The organism is Kitasatospora sp. NPDC008050 (genome assembly GCF_042957465.1).
In the GTDB taxonomy this organism is placed as follows: Bacteria; Actinomycetota; Actinomycetes; order Streptomycetales; family Streptomycetaceae; genus Kitasatospora.
In genome coordinates, this window is sequence record NZ_JBIBIJ010000017.1 from 108,708 (window position 1) to 123,756 (window position 15,049).

At 73.0% G+C, this 15,049-nt stretch carries 16 protein-coding genes; 12 read left to right on the top strand and 4 right to left on the bottom strand.

What is annotated here, in order from left to right; all coding sequences use genetic code 11:
- Positions 1-88: 88 nt before the first annotated feature.
- The gene (locus ACFZB9_RS28090; protein ID WP_391451695.1) at positions 89-901 is read left to right on the top strand and encodes an AAA family ATPase; all 813 of its coding nucleotides are present in this window, start codon (positions 89-91) and stop codon (positions 899-901) included.
- 78 nt (positions 902-979) lie between these two features.
- A complete protein-coding gene (locus ACFZB9_RS28095) occupies positions 980-1,786 on the top strand; it encodes an Fpg/Nei family DNA glycosylase (protein WP_391451697.1) in 807 nt (268 codons plus the stop codon).
- Between the two features lie 7 nt (positions 1,787-1,793).
- Here ACFZB9_RS28095 and ACFZB9_RS28100 read toward each other — a convergent pair whose 3' ends face one another.
- Positions 1,794-3,149: an MFS transporter gene (locus ACFZB9_RS28100; RefSeq protein WP_391451699.1), complete on the bottom strand. Its 1,356-nt coding sequence runs from the start codon at positions 3,147-3,149 to the stop codon at positions 1,794-1,796.
- A 128-nt stretch (positions 3,150-3,277) separates the two neighbouring features.
- A complete protein-coding gene (locus ACFZB9_RS28105; protein WP_391451701.1) occupies positions 3,278-3,715 on the bottom strand; it encodes a MarR family winged helix-turn-helix transcriptional regulator in 438 nt (145 codons plus the stop codon).
- A gap of 84 nt (positions 3,716-3,799) precedes the next feature.
- Between ACFZB9_RS28105 and ACFZB9_RS28110 the strand changes: the two genes are divergently transcribed.
- On the top strand, positions 3,800-4,732 hold the full coding sequence (locus ACFZB9_RS28110) for a zinc-binding alcohol dehydrogenase family protein (protein WP_391451703.1): 933 nt from the start codon (positions 3,800-3,802) through the stop codon (positions 4,730-4,732).
- A gap of 18 nt (positions 4,733-4,750) precedes the next feature.
- On the opposite strand, the gene ACFZB9_RS28115 is transcribed toward ACFZB9_RS28110, so the two are convergent.
- Positions 4,751-6,157, bottom strand: coding sequence for a lipase maturation factor family protein (locus ACFZB9_RS28115; protein WP_391451705.1), 1,407 nt, complete (start codon positions 6,155-6,157; stop codon positions 4,751-4,753).
- Between the two features lie 117 nt (positions 6,158-6,274).
- On the opposite strand from ACFZB9_RS28115, the gene ACFZB9_RS28120 reads away from it, so the two are divergent.
- The 4 genes from ACFZB9_RS28120 to ACFZB9_RS28135 all read left to right on the top strand — a co-directional run bounded on the left by ACFZB9_RS28120 (position 6,275) and on the right by ACFZB9_RS28135 (position 9,431).
- Positions 6,275-7,381 carry a M24 family metallopeptidase gene (locus ACFZB9_RS28120; protein ID WP_391451706.1) on the top strand — a complete coding sequence of 369 codons (1,107 nt, stop codon included), beginning with the start codon at positions 6,275-6,277 and terminating at the stop codon, positions 7,379-7,381.
- A gap of 70 nt (positions 7,382-7,451) precedes the next feature.
- On the top strand, positions 7,452-8,018 hold the full coding sequence (gene efp, locus ACFZB9_RS28125) for an elongation factor P (protein ID WP_391451708.1): 567 nt from the start codon (positions 7,452-7,454) through the stop codon (positions 8,016-8,018).
- Positions 8,019-8,020: 2 nt separating this feature from the next.
- Positions 8,021-8,461, top strand: coding sequence for a transcription antitermination factor NusB (gene nusB / locus ACFZB9_RS28130; RefSeq protein ID WP_391451710.1), 441 nt, complete (start codon positions 8,021-8,023; stop codon positions 8,459-8,461).
- Positions 8,462-8,579: 118 nt separating this feature from the next.
- Entirely contained in the window at positions 8,580-9,431 is an 852-nt protein-coding gene (locus ACFZB9_RS28135; RefSeq protein ID WP_391451711.1) for a thioesterase family protein, read from the top strand.
- Between the two features lie 94 nt (positions 9,432-9,525).
- Here ACFZB9_RS28135 and ACFZB9_RS28140 read toward each other — a convergent pair whose 3' ends face one another.
- A complete protein-coding gene (locus tag ACFZB9_RS28140) occupies positions 9,526-10,029 on the bottom strand; it encodes a transcriptional regulator (protein ID WP_327065685.1) in 504 nt (167 codons plus the stop codon).
- A 324-nt stretch (positions 10,030-10,353) separates the two neighbouring features.
- Here ACFZB9_RS28140 and pyrR point away from each other — a divergent pair, with 324 nt between their 5' ends.
- The 5 genes from pyrR to carA are packed head-to-tail and all read left to right on the top strand — an operon-like array spanning position 10,354 to position 15,046.
- On the top strand, positions 10,354-10,980 hold the full coding sequence (gene pyrR / locus ACFZB9_RS28145) for a bifunctional pyr operon transcriptional regulator/uracil phosphoribosyltransferase PyrR (protein WP_391451712.1): 627 nt from the start codon (positions 10,354-10,356) through the stop codon (positions 10,978-10,980).
- Positions 10,981-10,987: 7 nt separating this feature from the next.
- Complete coding sequence (locus ACFZB9_RS28150) at positions 10,988-11,977, top strand: aspartate carbamoyltransferase catalytic subunit (RefSeq protein ID WP_391451713.1); 990 nt, start codon at positions 10,988-10,990, stop codon at positions 11,975-11,977.
- Positions 11,974-13,278, top strand: coding sequence for a dihydroorotase (locus tag ACFZB9_RS28155; protein WP_391451715.1), 1,305 nt, complete (start codon positions 11,974-11,976; stop codon positions 13,276-13,278). Before ACFZB9_RS28150 ends, ACFZB9_RS28155 begins: the two co-directional genes overlap by 4 nt.
- The gene (locus ACFZB9_RS28160; protein WP_391451717.1) at positions 13,275-13,874 is read left to right on the top strand and encodes a hypothetical protein; all 600 of its coding nucleotides are present in this window, start codon (positions 13,275-13,277) and stop codon (positions 13,872-13,874) included. Before ACFZB9_RS28155 ends, ACFZB9_RS28160 begins: the two co-directional genes overlap by 4 nt.
- Positions 13,871-15,046, top strand: coding sequence for a glutamine-hydrolyzing carbamoyl-phosphate synthase small subunit (gene carA / locus ACFZB9_RS28165; RefSeq protein WP_391451719.1), 1,176 nt, complete (start codon positions 13,871-13,873; stop codon positions 15,044-15,046). Before ACFZB9_RS28160 ends, carA begins: the two co-directional genes overlap by 4 nt.
- Positions 15,047-15,049 lie beyond the last annotated feature (3 nt).

Sequence of the window (15,049 nt, forward strand, 5' to 3'; positions counted from 1 at the left end):
CCGACAGTTCGCGTCGGACAGGCCCCTGGGCCCGCAACTGGGCTCGGCGCCGGGCCGCCGTGTAGTGTCCCCGCCGGGAGGTGTGTCCGTGACGCAGCAGTACGCAGGGGGAGTGCCCCCGCGCCCGGTAGTGCCGCCGCCGGTGGCGCCGCGCCAGAGCGTGCAGCCGTATCCGGCCACCCAGGGCCGTCCCGTGCCGCCCCCCGCACTGCCCCCGGCCGCCGCCCCGCAGGCCGCGCCCGCCGGTGCCCCGAGCGCTGCGGCGCCGGCCGGGGCCACCGGGCACTTCGTGATGCCCACCGGTGCGCCGGTCCAACTGCCGGCCGCCGCGCCGCCCCAGCACGTGGGGCCGCTGGCGGTGCTGCTGATCGGTCCGGCCGGCGCGGGCAAGACCACGGTCGCCCGGCACTGGGCCGAGCGGCGGCCCACCACCACCGCGCACATCAGCCTGGACGACGTCCGCGAGTGGGTGTGCTCGGGTTTCGCCAACCCGCAGTCCGGCTGGAACAACGCCTCCGAGGCCCAGTACCGGCTGGCCCGCCGCACCTGCGGCTTCGCCTGCCGCAACTACCTGGCCAACGGCATCTCCTGCATCATCGACGATGCGGTCTTCCCCGACCGCCCGGCGATCGGCCTGGGCGGCTGGAAGCGGCACATCGGCCCCGGCATGATCCCGGTGGTGCTGCTGCCCGGCCTGGACTCGGTGCTCGCCCGCAACGCCCGGCGCTCGGGCAACCGACGGCTCAGCGACGAGGAGGTGGCGCTGATCCACGGCCGGATGGCGGGCTGGTACAACTCCGGGCTGCCGATCATCGACAACTCGCAGCTGGACGTCGCCGCCACCGCCGAGGCGCTGGACCGGGTGATCGCCGCCCGGCTGGCCGGCCAGCCGGTGCGCTGAGCAGCCGCCGACCCCCGTGGTCCGAGAACCGAGAACGCCGAGAACCGAGAACGCCGAGAACCGAGGACAGCGAGCCCCATGCCCGAAGGCCACATCCTGCACCGGCTCGCCGCCCAGCACCAGGCGGCCTTCGGCGGCCGGCCGGTGGCCGTCGCCAGCCCGCAGGGCCGCTTCGCCGAGGGCGCCCGGCTGGTCGACGGGCGGCCGCTGGAGCGCGCCGAGGCCGACGGCAAGCACCTCTTCCTCGGCTTCGGCGAGGCCTGGGTCCACATCCACCTGGGCCTGTACGGCGTCGTCACCTTCGGACCGGCCCCCGCACCCGCGCCGGTCGGCCTGATCCGGCTGCGGCTGTCGAACGGGGACCAGTACGCCGACCTGCGCGGACCGACCACCTGCGAGCTGCTCACGCCCGCCGAGAAGGACGCCGTACACGCGCGCCTCGGCCCGGACCCGCTGCGCGCGGACGCCGAGCCCGAGCGCGCCTGGCAGCGGATCAGCCGCAGTCGCAGCACCATAGCGGCGCTGCTGATGGACCAGAAGATCCTGGCGGGGGTGGGCAACGTCTACCGCGCCGAGGTGCTCTTCCGGCACGGCATCGACCCGCACCGAGCCGGTCGCGACCTGACGGCGGCCGAGTGGGAGCTGATCTGGCACGACCTGGTGGAGCTGATGCGCGAGGGGGCGGCGATCGGACGGATCGACACCGTGCGCCCCGAGCACACACCCCAGGCGATGGGCCGCCCGCCGCGGGTGGACGACCACGGCGGCGAGGTCTACGTCTACCGGCGGGCCGGTCAGGCCTGCCTGGTCTGCGGCACCGAGGTGCGCACCGAGCAGCACGCGGCCCGCAACCTGTTCTGGTGCCCGCGCTGCCAGCAGCGCTGACCTGCCGTCAGGAGGCGGAGGCGGCAAGGCGGTTGGACATGTCGGCCGGTGCGGCCGGCGTGCTGGGTGCCGCGGGCGACGGCGCCGCCAGCCGCCGCAGGCAGGCCCGCCGCTGCACCAGGCCGAGCCCCGCGACCGCCGTGCCGAGCGCCAGCCAGCCGGCCGGCCCGGCGGTCATCACCGCGCCGGTCAGCAGCAGCGGGCCGACCGACTTCTGTACGGACTGGGACATCCCGGCCACCCCGAGGTAGGAGGCGCGGGCCTGCGGCGGCGCCAGTCGCACCGCCAGCTCCCAGGAGCTCACCGAGCGCATCAGCTCCGCCAGGGTGACCAGCGCCGCCGCCCCGAGCATGGCGAGCGAGGCGGGCAGGGCCCCGCCGCCGGTCGCGGTCGCCGGCACCGCGCAGCAGGCGAGCATCGTCACCCCGTACACCGCCACCGCCCCCGCGGCCCGGCGCGGCCCCTCGGCCCGGGCCGAGACCCGCAGTTGGAGGGCCACCACCAGCACGGTGTTGAGCAGCAGGAAGGCCGGCACGAAGGCGTGCGGCGCGCGGGTGTGGTCCACCAGCCAGAGCGGCAGGCCGACGCCCAGCACCGAGTCGTCGAGGTTCATCGGAATGTCCAGCAGCACGAAGAGCAGGTAGCCGCGGTCGCGCCATGGGCTCGGTACACCGTCAGGGCCTGTCCTGGGGCCTGTCCTGGGCCGCCCGGCGGCGTCGCCCGCGTCGCCCGCCTCTGGCACGGTCCGCTCCTGCGCCCGCGGTTCCCGGGTGCGCCGGACCAGCGCGGCGGCCAGCGCGAAGGAGAGTGCGTCGCACAGGATCAGCGCCCGGTAGGCGTCCCTGGTGCCCACCGCCAGGCCGAGCGCCGCGATCCCGGCGCCCAGCGCGTATCCGGCGTTGGCCGCGCTGCGCGACAGCGCCTGGTAGGTGGTGCGCCGCTCGCCCGCGACCCGGGTGGCGAAGAGCATCTCCAGGGTCTTGGCCGCCCGCTCGCCGAGGCAGGTCACGGCGACCACGGGCAGCAGCGCCGCGAAGCCGTCGCAGACCAGCAGCAGGCTCATCGTGCCCAGGCGCAGCAGGTGGCACCCGATCAGCAGTCCGCGCACCGGCAGCCGTTCGGCCAGCCATCCGGCCAGTGGCGACCCGGCGATGCCCGCCACCGCGGCGACGCCCAGCAGCAGGCCCACCTGCCGGGCGTCCAGGCGGCTGACGACGGTGAAGTACAGCACCGAGGCCGCACCCCAGACCCCGGTCCCGGTCCGGTCGAGGAACTGGGTGAGCAGCATGGTCCGGGCGTCCCGCCCGCCCGGCGGGTGGCGCAGCTGCGCCACCAGGGTCTGTCCGTTCCCGCTGCGCCGCATGACCGGCCCCCGATCCGCTCCGGACGCCGCGGAGCCACCGTGGCCGCAGGGGAGCACGGAGCAGCCTGTCCGATATCAATCTTGATGTCAAGATACTTGATATCAACAGATCCCAGGATGTCAACAGGTCAGATGCGGCCCTCGATCACCCTCGCGACCAGCGACAGCAGCTGCTCCCGCTCCTTCGGGGCCAGGGGGGCCAGTAGCTCCTCGTTCGCCGCCTCGCCCAGTCGCTCCAGGCGGGTCAGCAGCTCGGCGCCGGTCGGGGTCAGGGCGATCGCGTTCTTCCGGGCGTCCCGCGGGTCCTTGCCGCGCAGCACCAGGCCCTGGGTCTGCAGCTCGTTGAGGATGCCCACCATGTCCTTCGGGTCGATCCGCACGGTGCGCGAGAGTTCGGCCTGGGCGAGCGGGCCGAACTCGGCCACCGCGCAGAGCACCGCGTGGTGGCCCATCCGCATGCCCTCCTCGCTCAGCGCCTCGGTGACCAGGCGGTGGGCGAGGGCTCCGGCGCGGCCGAGGAGCCAGCTGGGGAGGGTCTGCAGGCGGGAGAACGGGGCTTCGGTCATGGGGGCATCCTAAAGTCGTTGGGGCTCCCAATGGAACTCTGATAACGTTGGGACCACCAACGGTTCTCGAAGGGGGAGCGCGCCATGCGCAAGGTCAGGTTCCACCGGTACGGCGGCGCCGAGGTGCTGCGGCTCGACGAGGTCGCCGCGCCGGTGGCCGGGCCGGGCGAGGTGCTGGTGGCGGTGGAGGCGGCCGGGGTCAGCCTGATGCTGCTGAAGATGCTCGCCGGCGTCGGCCACCCCCCGCTGCCGGGTTCGCCCGGTGGCGGCTTCGTCGGCCGGATCACCGCACTCGGATCCGAGGTGGCGGGGTACCAGGTCGGCGACCGGGTCGGCGGCGTCGCCGCCGAGGTCTACGCCGACCAACTGGTCGCGGCGCCCGCCCTGATCACGCCGGTGCCCGAGAGCGCGAGCGCCGCCGACGCGCTCAGCCTGGTCCACGGGGGACTGGTGGCGCTCGCGGCGCTGCGGGTCGGCGCCCTGGAGCCGGGGCAGTCCGTCCTGGTGACCAACGCGGCCGGCGGGGTCGGCCACCTGATCGTCCAACTGGCCAAGGTCCTCGGCGCCGCCCGGGTGGTCGCGGCGGTCGGCGGCCCGGGCAAGGCGGACTTCCTGCGCTCGCTCGGCGCCGATGAGGTGGTCCGTTACCAGGAGCCGCACTGGGGCGAGCCGGTTGACCTGGTCCTGGAGGGGGCCGGCGGCGAGGTGCTGCCGCGGGCGCTGGCCGCGCTGGCCCCGTTCGGCCGCCTGGTCACCCTGGCCGGTTACGGCGGCACCCTGGACGCCGGCGTCGTCCTCGGTTCGGCGGCCACGGTCACCGGCCTGTCGATGGGTCAACTGGCCCGTCACCGGCCCCAGGTGGTCGCCGACTGCCGCGCCGAGCTGTGGCGGCTGCTCGCCGAGGAGCGGCTGCGGCCCGCCTGCCAGGTACTCCCGCTGGCGCGCGCGGCCGAGGCGGCGGCGCTGCTGGAGTCCCGGAGCAACCTCGGCAAGGTGGTCCTGGAGGTCCGCGGCTAGCGCCCGGCCGGACAGGCCCTAGCGTGGGCGCGTCATCGGGGCCAGGTAGACCCGCAGCCGGGTCCGGTGCCACCAGGCGCCGGTGGCCCGCCGCTCCTGCCGGGTGGTGAACCGGTAGCGGTAGAGCACCGCCCGCACATGGGCCGGAGGCGCCTCGGGGAAGGGGTTGTGCCGCAGCAGCCGCAGGGTCGTCCGGTCGCCGGCCAGCAGCCGCTCGGCGAACGGCCGCAGCCAGGGGCGCGCGTAGGCCGGGGAGATGCCGGCGAACCACATCAGCCAGTCCAGCCGCAGGTGGTAGGGCGCGTACTGGCGGGGCCGGCGGCGCACGTCGCCCGGCTTGCCCCGGAACTCGTACTCGCGCCACACCGTGTGCGCCGTCAGCCGCTCCTCGTCGGTGCCCTCGACGACGACCTCGAAGCGGATCCGGTTGATGCTGCCGAAGGCGCCGTAGGTGTTGACCAGGTGCAGCCGGTTGAAGGAGTAGTTCATCAGCTGCCCGCGCGAGAGCAGGTTGCGGGCCGGCCAGTAGCTGAGCCAGACCACCAGCGCGGTCGCGGCCAGCACCAGCACCTCGTACCAGAGCGGCGCCCGCGCGGTGGCCAGGTGTCCGGCCCCGGGCAGCCGCAGCACGCCGAAGGCCAGCGCGATGGTCAGCCAGTTGAGCCAGGCGAAGTTGCCGGAGGCGACCAGCCAGAGCTGGGTGACCACCATCGCCCCCGCCGCCCAGGAGGCGATCGGCTGCGGGGTGAAGAGCAGCACCGGCAGGCCCAGCTGGGCCAGGTGGTTGGCGGCCACCTCCACGCGGTGCAGCGGCATCGGCAGGTGGTGGAAGTACCAGCTCAGCGGGCCGGGCATCGGCTGGGTCTCGTGGTGGTACTTCAGGCAGCTCAGGTCCCGCCAGCAGCGGTCGCCGCGCAGCTTGATCAGCCCGGCGCCGAACTCCACCCGGAACAGCAGCCAGCGGAACAGGAAGAGCACCAGGACGGGGGGCGCGACCTCGGCGTTGCCCAGGAAGACCGCCAGGAACCCGGCCTCCAGCAGCAGCGACTCCCAGCCGAAGGAGTACCAGGTCTGTCCGACGTTGACGATCGACAGGTAGAGCAGCCAGAGCAGCGCCCACAGCAGCATGGCGGCCCACAGCGGCACCAGGTCGGCCAGCCCCGCCGCCACGGCGGCCGCGAGCAGCGCCCCGCCCCGGGCGACGGCGGCGAAGGCGCGGTCCGAGTAGCCGAACTGGAACAGGCTCGGCGCCTCCCGGAAGGACCGGTAGCGCAGGTAGCGCGGCACCGGCAGCATGCCGTGCTCGCCGATCAGTGCCCGGAACTGCCGGGCCGCCGCCAGGAAGCCGACCAGGTAGACGAGGGCCAGCAGGCGCAGCAGCACCAGCCGGCTGAGCGCGTACCCGGGCGCGGTGAACCACTCCACCCGTCCATCTGACCACCCGGCGCCCCGACACGCCGTCCGGGTGGAGCGCGCGGCCCACGCATGAGGACGGCCCAGTAGAAGAGGCGGGCCCAGGGCGGCATCCCTAGGCTTCCAGACATGTCAGATGCGCACGCGGCCCGCCGGGAGCGGCTCAGCGAGTACTGCAGCGCCAGTGGGGCGGACGCGGCGCTGATCAGCAGGTCCGCCAACGTCCGGTACCTGACCGGCTGCACCCCGTGCGGCGCGGCCCTGCTGCTGACCCGCGAGCGCGCGCTGCTGGTGCTGCCCGCCGAGCTGCCGCCCGACGACAGCGGCGAGCCGCCCCTCGACCCCGGCCTGCCGAGGCTGGCCGCCGACCCGGGCCAGGACACCGTGGCGGCCGCCGCCACGGCCGCCACCCGCCTCGGCGTGGCGGACCTGGCGGTGGAGGAGCACGACCTCACCGTCAGCCGGCACCGCGCGATCGCCGACTCGGCCCCGGGGGTGCGGCTGGCCGACGTCAAGCGCGCGGTCGAGCGGCTGCGGGTGGTCAAGGACGAGCAGGAGCTGGCCGGGCTGCGGATCGCCGCCGAGATCGGCGACCAGGCGCTGGGCGAGCTGCTGGAGTCGATTCTGGTGGGCCGCACCGAGCGCCATCTGGCGATGGAGCTGGAGCGCCGGATGATCGACCACGGCGCGGACCGGGCGGGCTACCCGGTCTCGGTGGGCACCGGCAGCCACTCCGGGCGGGCCGACCACCGGCCCACCGACCGCAGGGTCGAGGAGGGCGACTTCCTGACCGTCTCGCTCGGCGCCCAGTACCGTGGCTACTCGGTCTGCACCACCCGCACCTTCGTGATCGGCGCGGCCCCCGCGGCCTGGCAGGTGGAGCTGCACCGGCTGGTCTTCGAGGCCCAGCGGGCCGGGCGCGAGGCGCTGGCCCCGGGCGTGCCGGGCAGCGAACCGGACCGCGCCGCACGCGAGGTGCTGCGGGCCGGCGGGTACCAGGAGGAGCGGCCCCAGCCGTTCGGGCACGGTGTGGGTCTGGAGGTCAGGGAGGCGCCGCAGCTGGGGCCCGCCGAGATGGGTAAACTGGACAACCGCGTGCCGGTCACCGTCGGTCCAGGGGTTCACCTCCCGGGCCGCGGCGGAGTCCGGATCGAGGACACGCTCGTGGTGCGCCCCCTCGAAGAGGGCGGACCCGAGCTGCTCACCATCACCACCAAGGAGCTCCTCGCCCTGTGACCACCGCTCCCGGTGGGGGCAGGCCCGCACCCTTGGTTCCTTGACAGCTATATCAGGAGTTAGTGCGCCCGTGGCTTCCACGAACGATCTCAAGAACGGCATGGTCCTCAAGCTCGACAACGACCAGCTCTGGTCCGTCGTCGAGTTCCAGCACGTCAAGCCGGGCAAGGGCCCCGCCTTCGTGCGCACCAAGCTCAAGCACGTGCTGAACGGCAAGGTCGTCGACAAGACGTTCAACGCGGGCACCAAGGTCGAGACCGCGAACGTCGACAAGCGCGGCATGCAGTACTCGTACAAGGACGGCGAGTCGTTCGTGTTCATGGACATGGACACCTACGACCAGCTGTTCATCAGCAAGGAGGTCGTCGGCGACGCGGCCAAGTACCTGCTGGAGGGCTTCGAGGCCCTGGTGGCGGTCTACGAGGGCGCCCCGCTGTACGTCGAGCTCCCGGCCTCCGTCGAGCTGGTCGTCGAGGAGACCGAGCCCGGCCTGCAGGGCGACCGCTCCACCGGTGGCACCAAGCCCGCCAAGCTGGAGACCGGCGCCGAGATCGCCGTCCCGCTCTTCATCACCACCGGTGAGAAGATCAAGGTCGACACCCGTGACGGCAGCTACCTCGGCCGGGTGAACAAGTAACCGTGGCGTCAGCACGCACCAAGGCGCGCACGCACGCCTTCCAGATCCTCTTCGAGGCCGACGGCCGGGGCGTCGACCCGTTGTCGGTGCTCGCGAGCTGGGTGGCCCGCGCCCGCGAGCCCAAGCCCGACGAAGGTGTGCCGCAGGTCGGCGAGTACACCATGCAGCTGGTCGAGGGCTATGTGCAGCACGCCCGCCGGATCGACGAGCTGATCTCGACCTACTCCGTCGGCTGGACGCTCGACCGGATGCCGGTCGTGGACCGCAACGTCCTGCGGCTCGGCGCCTACGAGCTGATCTGGGAGGACGGCGTCCCGGACGCGGTCGTCCTGGACGAGGCGGTGGAGATCGCCAAGGAGTTCTCCACGGACGACTCGCCGGCCTTCGTGAACGGCATGCTGGCCCGCTTCATGGAGCTGAAGAGCACGATCCGCCGCGACTGAGGCGGTCTGTTCTGCATCGCCCCAGCGCCCCCTTCGATGGCCGTCGGACCTTCCGGTCCGGCGGCCATCGCGCGTATGTTGTTACTGATCAGTAGCCAATTGCGAAGGGCGTTCCGCCATGACGACTGCGACCCGGACCGACAGCGAGTTCGATCAGGCGATCGCCCTGGAACCGGACCCCGGCACCCCGGGGCGCCACCTCGGTGAGCTGGGCGCCGGCTGGCAGATCGGCGGCGGGGTGAACGGCGGGCTGCTGCTCGCGGTGGCCGCCAACGCGCTGCGCCAGGAACTGCCCGAGCACCCCGATCCGCTGTCGATCAGCGGCTACTACCTGGCGACCTCGCACCCCGGCCCGCTGTCGGTGCGAACCGAGACCGTGCGCCGCGGCCGGTCGCTCTCCACCGCCACCGCCTCGCTCTACCAGGACGGCGCGGACGGCACGCCGGTCGAGAAGCTGAGAGTGCTGGCCAGCTACGGCGAGCTGGCCGCGCTGACCGACGAGGTGCACACCTCCGCCGTGCCCCCCACGCTGCCGCCGGTCGAGGCGTGCGTGGGCATGGAGCACGCGCCCCGGCCGCTGCTGGAGCAGGCCGCGTTGCTGGAGCGCTTCGATCTGCGGCTCGACCCGGCCACCGTCGGCTGGGCGCTGGGGCAGCCGGCCAGGGCGGGCCGGATCCAGGGCTGGTTCAGGCTGGCCGACGGGCGCGAGCCGGACCCGCTGGAGCTGCTGCTGGTGGCCGACGCGCTGCCGCCGGTCACCTTCGACCTGGGGCTGCCCGGCTGGGCGCCGACCATCGAGCTGACCGTCCACCTGCGGGCGGTGCCGGCCGCGGGCTGGCTGCGGGTCAGCCACGCCACCCGGAACCTGGCCGGCGGGTACTTCGAGGAGGACTGCGAGATCTGGGACTCGGCCGGCCGCCTGGTGGCGCAGTCGCGCCAGCTGGCCCGCGCGCCCCGCGGACAGGGCTGAGGGCCGGCCGGCCCGGCAGCCGGATACGCCGACGGCGCGGTCCCCCCGGGGACCGCGCCGTGACGTTTCTGCAGCCTGCGAGGGTGTCCCGCGCTCAGCTCGCGTCCTCGTCGCGCACCGCGCGACGAGCGTCCGAGTTGAGCACACCCCAGCTGATCAGCTGCTCGGTGAGGATGGACGGCGACTGGTCGTAGATCACGGCCAGCGTGCGCAGGTCGTCCTGGCGGATCGAGAGCACCTTGCCGTTGTAGTCCCCGCGCTGGGACTGGATGGTGGCCGCGTAGCGCTGCAGCGGGCCGGCCTTCTCGGAGGGGACCTGGGTCAGTCTCTCCAGGTCCAGCACCAGGCGCGGCGGCGGCTCGGCCGCACCGCCCGGCGTGCCGCCCGGAAGCAGCTCCTGCACCGGGACACCGTAGAACTCGGCCAGTTCGGCCAGCCGCTGCACCGTCACAGCACGGTCGCCACGCTCGTAGGAGCCGACGACGACCGCCTTCCAGCGTCCCTGGGACTTCTCCTCGACACCGTGCAGGGAGAGACCCTGCTGAGTGCGGATAGCGCGGAGTTTTCCTCCGAGCTGCTTCGCGTAGTCGCTGGACATTGTTCTCCCCGGACGAGAATTTCTTGATCATGACGGTCACGGGGGAGTGGGGATGATCCCGTCTCCCAAAGAGCGTCCTACCGGTGGGTTCGACGTCTGTTCCGTAACTCACTGTGAGGTTACGTAGAGTAAGGTAGCTGCGTCAAGCCGAATGGGGCAGTCGTGCGAATGGTCTGCTACCTCTGCGTGAACACGACACGACGGATGGCGGGCGGCCCATGATCGCCCTGGTAGCATGGGCACGGCTCCGGGTGCGACCCGGCGGCCACTCCCGACATCCTTTAAGACCCGTCCCGTGAGGCGGGGAAGGAGGTCCGCTTCGGCATGACCACACCACAGACCGACATTCCGCGTCCGCCGCACCAGGTGCTGGACGGCGCCGACATCTCCCGGGTGATCACCCGGATCGCGCACGAGATCGTGGAGCGCGCGAAGGGCGCCGAGGACGTCGTCCTGCTCGGCATCCACACTCGCGGTGTCCACCTCGCCCGCCGGTTGCACGCCAAGCTGATCCAGATCACCGGGCGCGAGATCCCGCTCGGCACGCTGGACATCACCATGTACCGCGACGACCTGCGGCTCAAGCCCGCCCGGGCGCTGGAGCACACCGAGATCCCGGCCGGCGGCGTCGACGGCCGCCTGGTGATCCTCGTCGACGACGTGCTCTTCTCCGGCCGCACGGTGCGCGCCGCGCTCGACGCGCTGGGCGACATCGGCCGCCCCCGGGCCGTGCAGCTGGCCGTCCTGGTCGACCGCGGCCACCGCGAGCTGCCGATCCGTGCCGACTACGTGGGCAAGAACCTGCCGACCTCGCTGCGTGAGGCGGTCCAGGTCCGGCTCGCCGACGCCGACGGGCAGGACGCCGTCCTGGTCGGTGACCGCGACTACGCCGCCCGCAGCTCGCAGGCACTCGCCAACCCGAACCGCCCGGACCCCCAGATTTCGGAGTAATGGTCCCGTGAAGCGCCACCTCGTCTCCGCCGCCGATCTCAGCCGCGACGACGCGCTGCTGATCCTGGACACCGCCGAGGAGCTGGCCCAGCTCTCCGGACGGGCCGTCAAGAAGCTCCCCACGCTGCGCGGCCGCACCGTCGTCAACCTCTTCTTCGAGGACTCCACCCGCACCAAGACCTCCTTCGAGGTCGCCGAGAAGCGGCTGAGCGCCGACGTCATCAACTTCGCCGCCAAGGGCTCCTCGGTCTCCAAGGGCGAGAGCCTCAAGGACACCGCGCTGACCCTGCAGGCGATGGGCGCCGACGCCGTCGTGATCCGCCACCACGCCTCCGGCGCGCCGGCCCGCCTGGCCCAGTCCGACTGGCTGCACGGCAGCGTGATCAACGCCGGCGACGGCACCCACGAGCACCCCACCCAGGCCCTGCTGGACGCGCTCACCATGCGCCGCCATCTCAACCCGGGCCTGGGCAACGACCTGAGCGGCCGCCGGATCACCATCGTCGGCGACGTGCTGCACAGCCGGGTGGCCCGCTCCAACGTGCTGCTGCTGCAGACGCTCGGCGCGCAGGTCACCTTCGTGGCCCCGCCCACCCTGCTGCCGATCGGCATCCCGAACTGGCCCTGCGAGGTCAGCTACGACCTGGACGCCGCGCTCGCCAAGACCGACGCGCTGATGATGCTGCGCGTCCAGCGCGAGCGGATGAACGCCGCGTTCTTCCCCACCGAGCGCGAGTATGCGCGCCGCTACGGGATGAACGCCCAGCGGATGGCCAAGCTGCCCGAGCACGCCATCGTCATGCACCCCGGGCCGATGGTGCGCGGCATGGAGATCACCGCCGAGGTGGCCGACTCCCCGCGCTGCACCGCCGTCGAGCAGGTCGCCAACGGTGTCTCGATCCGGATGGCCGTCCTGTACCTGTTGCTCGGCGGCGCCGTCTTCAACGACGGTCCCACCGACGCCCCCCGCACCGAAACCAGTGAGGCCGCCCAGTGACCAGCTACCTGATTCGCAACGCCCAGCTCCTCGGCGGCCCCGCGCAGTCCATCCTGATCACCGACGGTGTGATCAGCGAGATCGGCACCGGCCTGACCGCCGAGGCCGACGTCGACATCGACGCGCACGGCCTGATCGCCCTGCCGGGCCTGGTCGACCTGCACACCCACCTGCGCGAGCCGGGCCGCGAGGACGCCGAGACCGTGCTGACCGGCACCCAGGCCGCGGCCAAGGGCGGCTACACGGCCGTGCACGCGATGGCCAACACCTTCCCGGTGGCCGACACCGCGGGCGTGGTCGAGCAGGTCTGGCGGCTCGGCCGGGCCTCCGGCTACTGCGACGTGCAGCCGGTGGGCGCCGTCACGGTGGGCCTGGAGGGCAAGAAGCTCGCCGAGCTCGGTGCGATGCACGACTCGGCCGCCGGCGTGCGGGTCTTCTCCGACGACGGCAAGTGCGTGGACGACGCGGTGATCATGCGCCGCGCGCTGGAGTACGTGAAGGCCTTCGACGGCGTCGTGGCCCAGCACGCCCAGGAGCCCCGGCTCACCGAGGGCGCCCAGATGAACGAGGGCCAGGTCTCCGGCGAGCTCGGGCTCGGCGGCTGGCCGGCGGTGGCCGAGGAGGCGATCATCGCCCGCGACGTGCTGCTCGCCGCGCACGTCGGCTCGCGCCTGCACGTCTGCCACGTCTCCACGGCCGGCTCGGTGGAGATCATCCGCTGGGCCAAGGCCAAGGGCTGGAACGTCACCGCCGAGGTGACCCCGCACCACCTGCTGCTCACCGACGAGCTGGTGCGCAGCTACGACCCGGTCTACAAGGTCAACCCGCCGCTGCGCACCGCCGAGGACGTGCACGCGCTGCGCACCGCGCTGGCCGACGGCACCATCGACGCGGTCGCCACCGACCACGCCCCGCACCCCGCGGAGGACAAGGACTGCGAGTGGGCCGCCGCCGCGATGGGCATGGTGGGCCTGGAGACCGCGCTCTCGGTGGTCCAGCAGGCGATGGTCGACACCGGCCTGCTGACCTGGGAGGGCGTGGCGGACCGGATGTCGCACCGCCCCGCCCGGATCGGCCGGCTCAGCGGTCACGGCCGGCCCGTCTCGGTCGGTGAGCCGGCCAACCTGGTGCTGTTCGATCCCGCGTACCGTGGCAGCGTGAATCCGGACAGTTTCGCCTCCCGCAGCCGCAACACCCCCTACCGCGGGCTGGACCTGCCCGGCCGGGTGCACGCCACCTTCCTGCGCGGGGTGGCCACCGTCCTGGCCGGCGAGCTGGTCGAGCAGGGCGAGCTCGCATGAGCGCGGTACCCACCCTGCTGGCCATGGAGAAGGCCAAGGTGCACGACTGGCCGAACTACATCGGCTGGTCGGTCGGCCTGCTGATCGTGATCGCGGTCGTCTACTGGCTGATGCGCCAGGGCTGGAACTGGCGGCGCACCCTGCAGTCCGACCTGGCCCAGCTCCCCGCTGTGCCGGGCGAGACCGGCACGCCCATCCTGGAGAGCAGCGGCCGCTACCACGGCAGCACCCTCGCCGGGAGCTGGCTGGAGCGGGTGGTGGCGCACGGTCTGGGCGCCCGCAGCCTGGCCGACCTGACCCTCACCGAGCGCGGACTGCTGGTCCGCCGCCCGGGCCGGCCGGACCTCTGGCTGCCCGCCGAGGACCTGACCGGCGCCCGGACGGACTCCGGCATCGCCGGCAAGGTGGTCCCCGCCGGCCTGCTGGTGGTCGGCTGGCGACTGGCCGGCCCCCACGGGGAGGCCGGCACCGAGCTGGACTCCGGCTTCCGGCTGGACCACCCGGACGACCACGCGGCCTGGGTCACCGCGATCGCAGAACTTGCAACACGGCCGGCCACGGCCGGTACGACGAAGACGGAAGGCGTAACACGATGACCGCACCTGCCCCCACCGCGCCGCGCCCCTGGCGCGACCGCGTGCCCGCCGTGCTGGTGCTCGAGGACGGTCGCACCTTCCGCGGCCAGGCGTACGGCGCGATCGGCGAGACCTTCGGCGAGGCCGTCTTCAACACCGGCATGTCCGGCTACCAGGAGACCCTCACCGACCCCTCCTACCACCGTCAGGTGGTCGTCATGACCGCCCCGCAGATCGGCAACACCGGCGTCAACGACGAGGACCCGGAGTCCAAGCGCATCTGGGTGGCCGGCTACGTGGTGCGCGACCCCGCCCGGGTCCCGTCCAACTGGCGCTCGCAGCGCTCGCTGGACGCCGAGCTGATCGAGCAGGGCGTGGTCGGCATCAGCGGCATCGACACCCGCGCGCTCACCCGACACCTGCGCGAGCGCGGGGCGATGCGGGTGGGCATCTTCTCCGGACCGGCGCTGGCCGAGCCGGCCGAGCTGCTGAGCCGGGTGCTCCGGGCACCGGAGATGAAGGGCGCCGACCTGTGCGCCGAGGTGGCCACCACCGAGCCGTACATCGTCCCGGCGATCGGTGAGAAGAAGTTCACCGTGGCCGCGGTCGACCTCGGCATCAAGGCGATGACCCCGCAGCGGATGGCCGAGCGCGGCATCGAGGTGCACGTGCTGCCGGCGAACGCGACGGCCGAGGACATCTACGCCGTCCAGCCCGACGGTGTCTTCTTCTCCAACGGCCCTGGCGACCCGGCCACCGCCGACCACCAGGTCGCGGTGCTGCGCGAGGTGCTGAGCCGCAAGACCCCGTTCTTCGGCATCTGCTTCGGCAACCAGATCCTGGGCCGCGCGCTGGGCTTCGGCACCTACAAGCTCAAGTACGGCCACCGCGGCATCAACCAGCCGGTCCAGGACCGCACCACCGGCAAGGTGGAGGTCACCGCGCACAACCACGGCTTCGCCGTCCAGGCCCCGCTGGACCAGGTGAGCGACACCCCGTTCGGGCGCGCCGAGGTCTCCCACGTCTGCCTCAACGACGACGTGGTCGAGGGCCTGCAGTGCCTGGACACGCCCGCCTTCAGCGTGCAGTACCACCCCGAGGCGGCGGCCGGCCCGCACGACGCCGCCTACCTGTTCGACCGCTTCGTCGAGCTGATCGCCGCTGCCCCGACCCGCACCACCGCAGGGAGCTGACCC

Coding starts and splice junctions, on each gene's coding strand:
- ACFZB9_RS28110 (WP_391451703.1), top strand. CDS start 3,800: ATGCGCAAGGTCAGGTTCCACCGGTACGGCGGCGCCGAGGTGCTGCGG.
- ACFZB9_RS28095 (WP_391451697.1), top strand. CDS start 980: ATGCCCGAAGGCCACATCCTGCACCGGCTCGCCGCCCAGCACCAGGCG.
- ACFZB9_RS28160 (WP_391451717.1), top strand. CDS start 13,275: ATGAGCGCGGTACCCACCCTGCTGGCCATGGAGAAGGCCAAGGTGCAC.
- ACFZB9_RS28105 (WP_391451701.1), bottom strand. CDS start 3,715: ATGACCGAAGCCCCGTTCTCCCGCCTGCAGACCCTCCCCAGCTGGCTC.
- ACFZB9_RS28135 (WP_391451711.1), top strand. CDS start 8,580: ATGACGACTGCGACCCGGACCGACAGCGAGTTCGATCAGGCGATCGCC.
- ACFZB9_RS28100 (WP_391451699.1), bottom strand. CDS start 3,149: ATGCGGCGCAGCGGGAACGGACAGACCCTGGTGGCGCAGCTGCGCCAC.
- pyrR (WP_391451712.1), top strand. CDS start 10,354: ATGACCACACCACAGACCGACATTCCGCGTCCGCCGCACCAGGTGCTG.
- carA (WP_391451719.1), top strand. CDS start 13,871: ATGACCGCACCTGCCCCCACCGCGCCGCGCCCCTGGCGCGACCGCGTG.
- ACFZB9_RS28120 (WP_391451706.1), top strand. CDS start 6,275: ATGTCAGATGCGCACGCGGCCCGCCGGGAGCGGCTCAGCGAGTACTGC.
- ACFZB9_RS28140 (WP_327065685.1), bottom strand. CDS start 10,029: ATGTCCAGCGACTACGCGAAGCAGCTCGGAGGAAAACTCCGCGCTATC.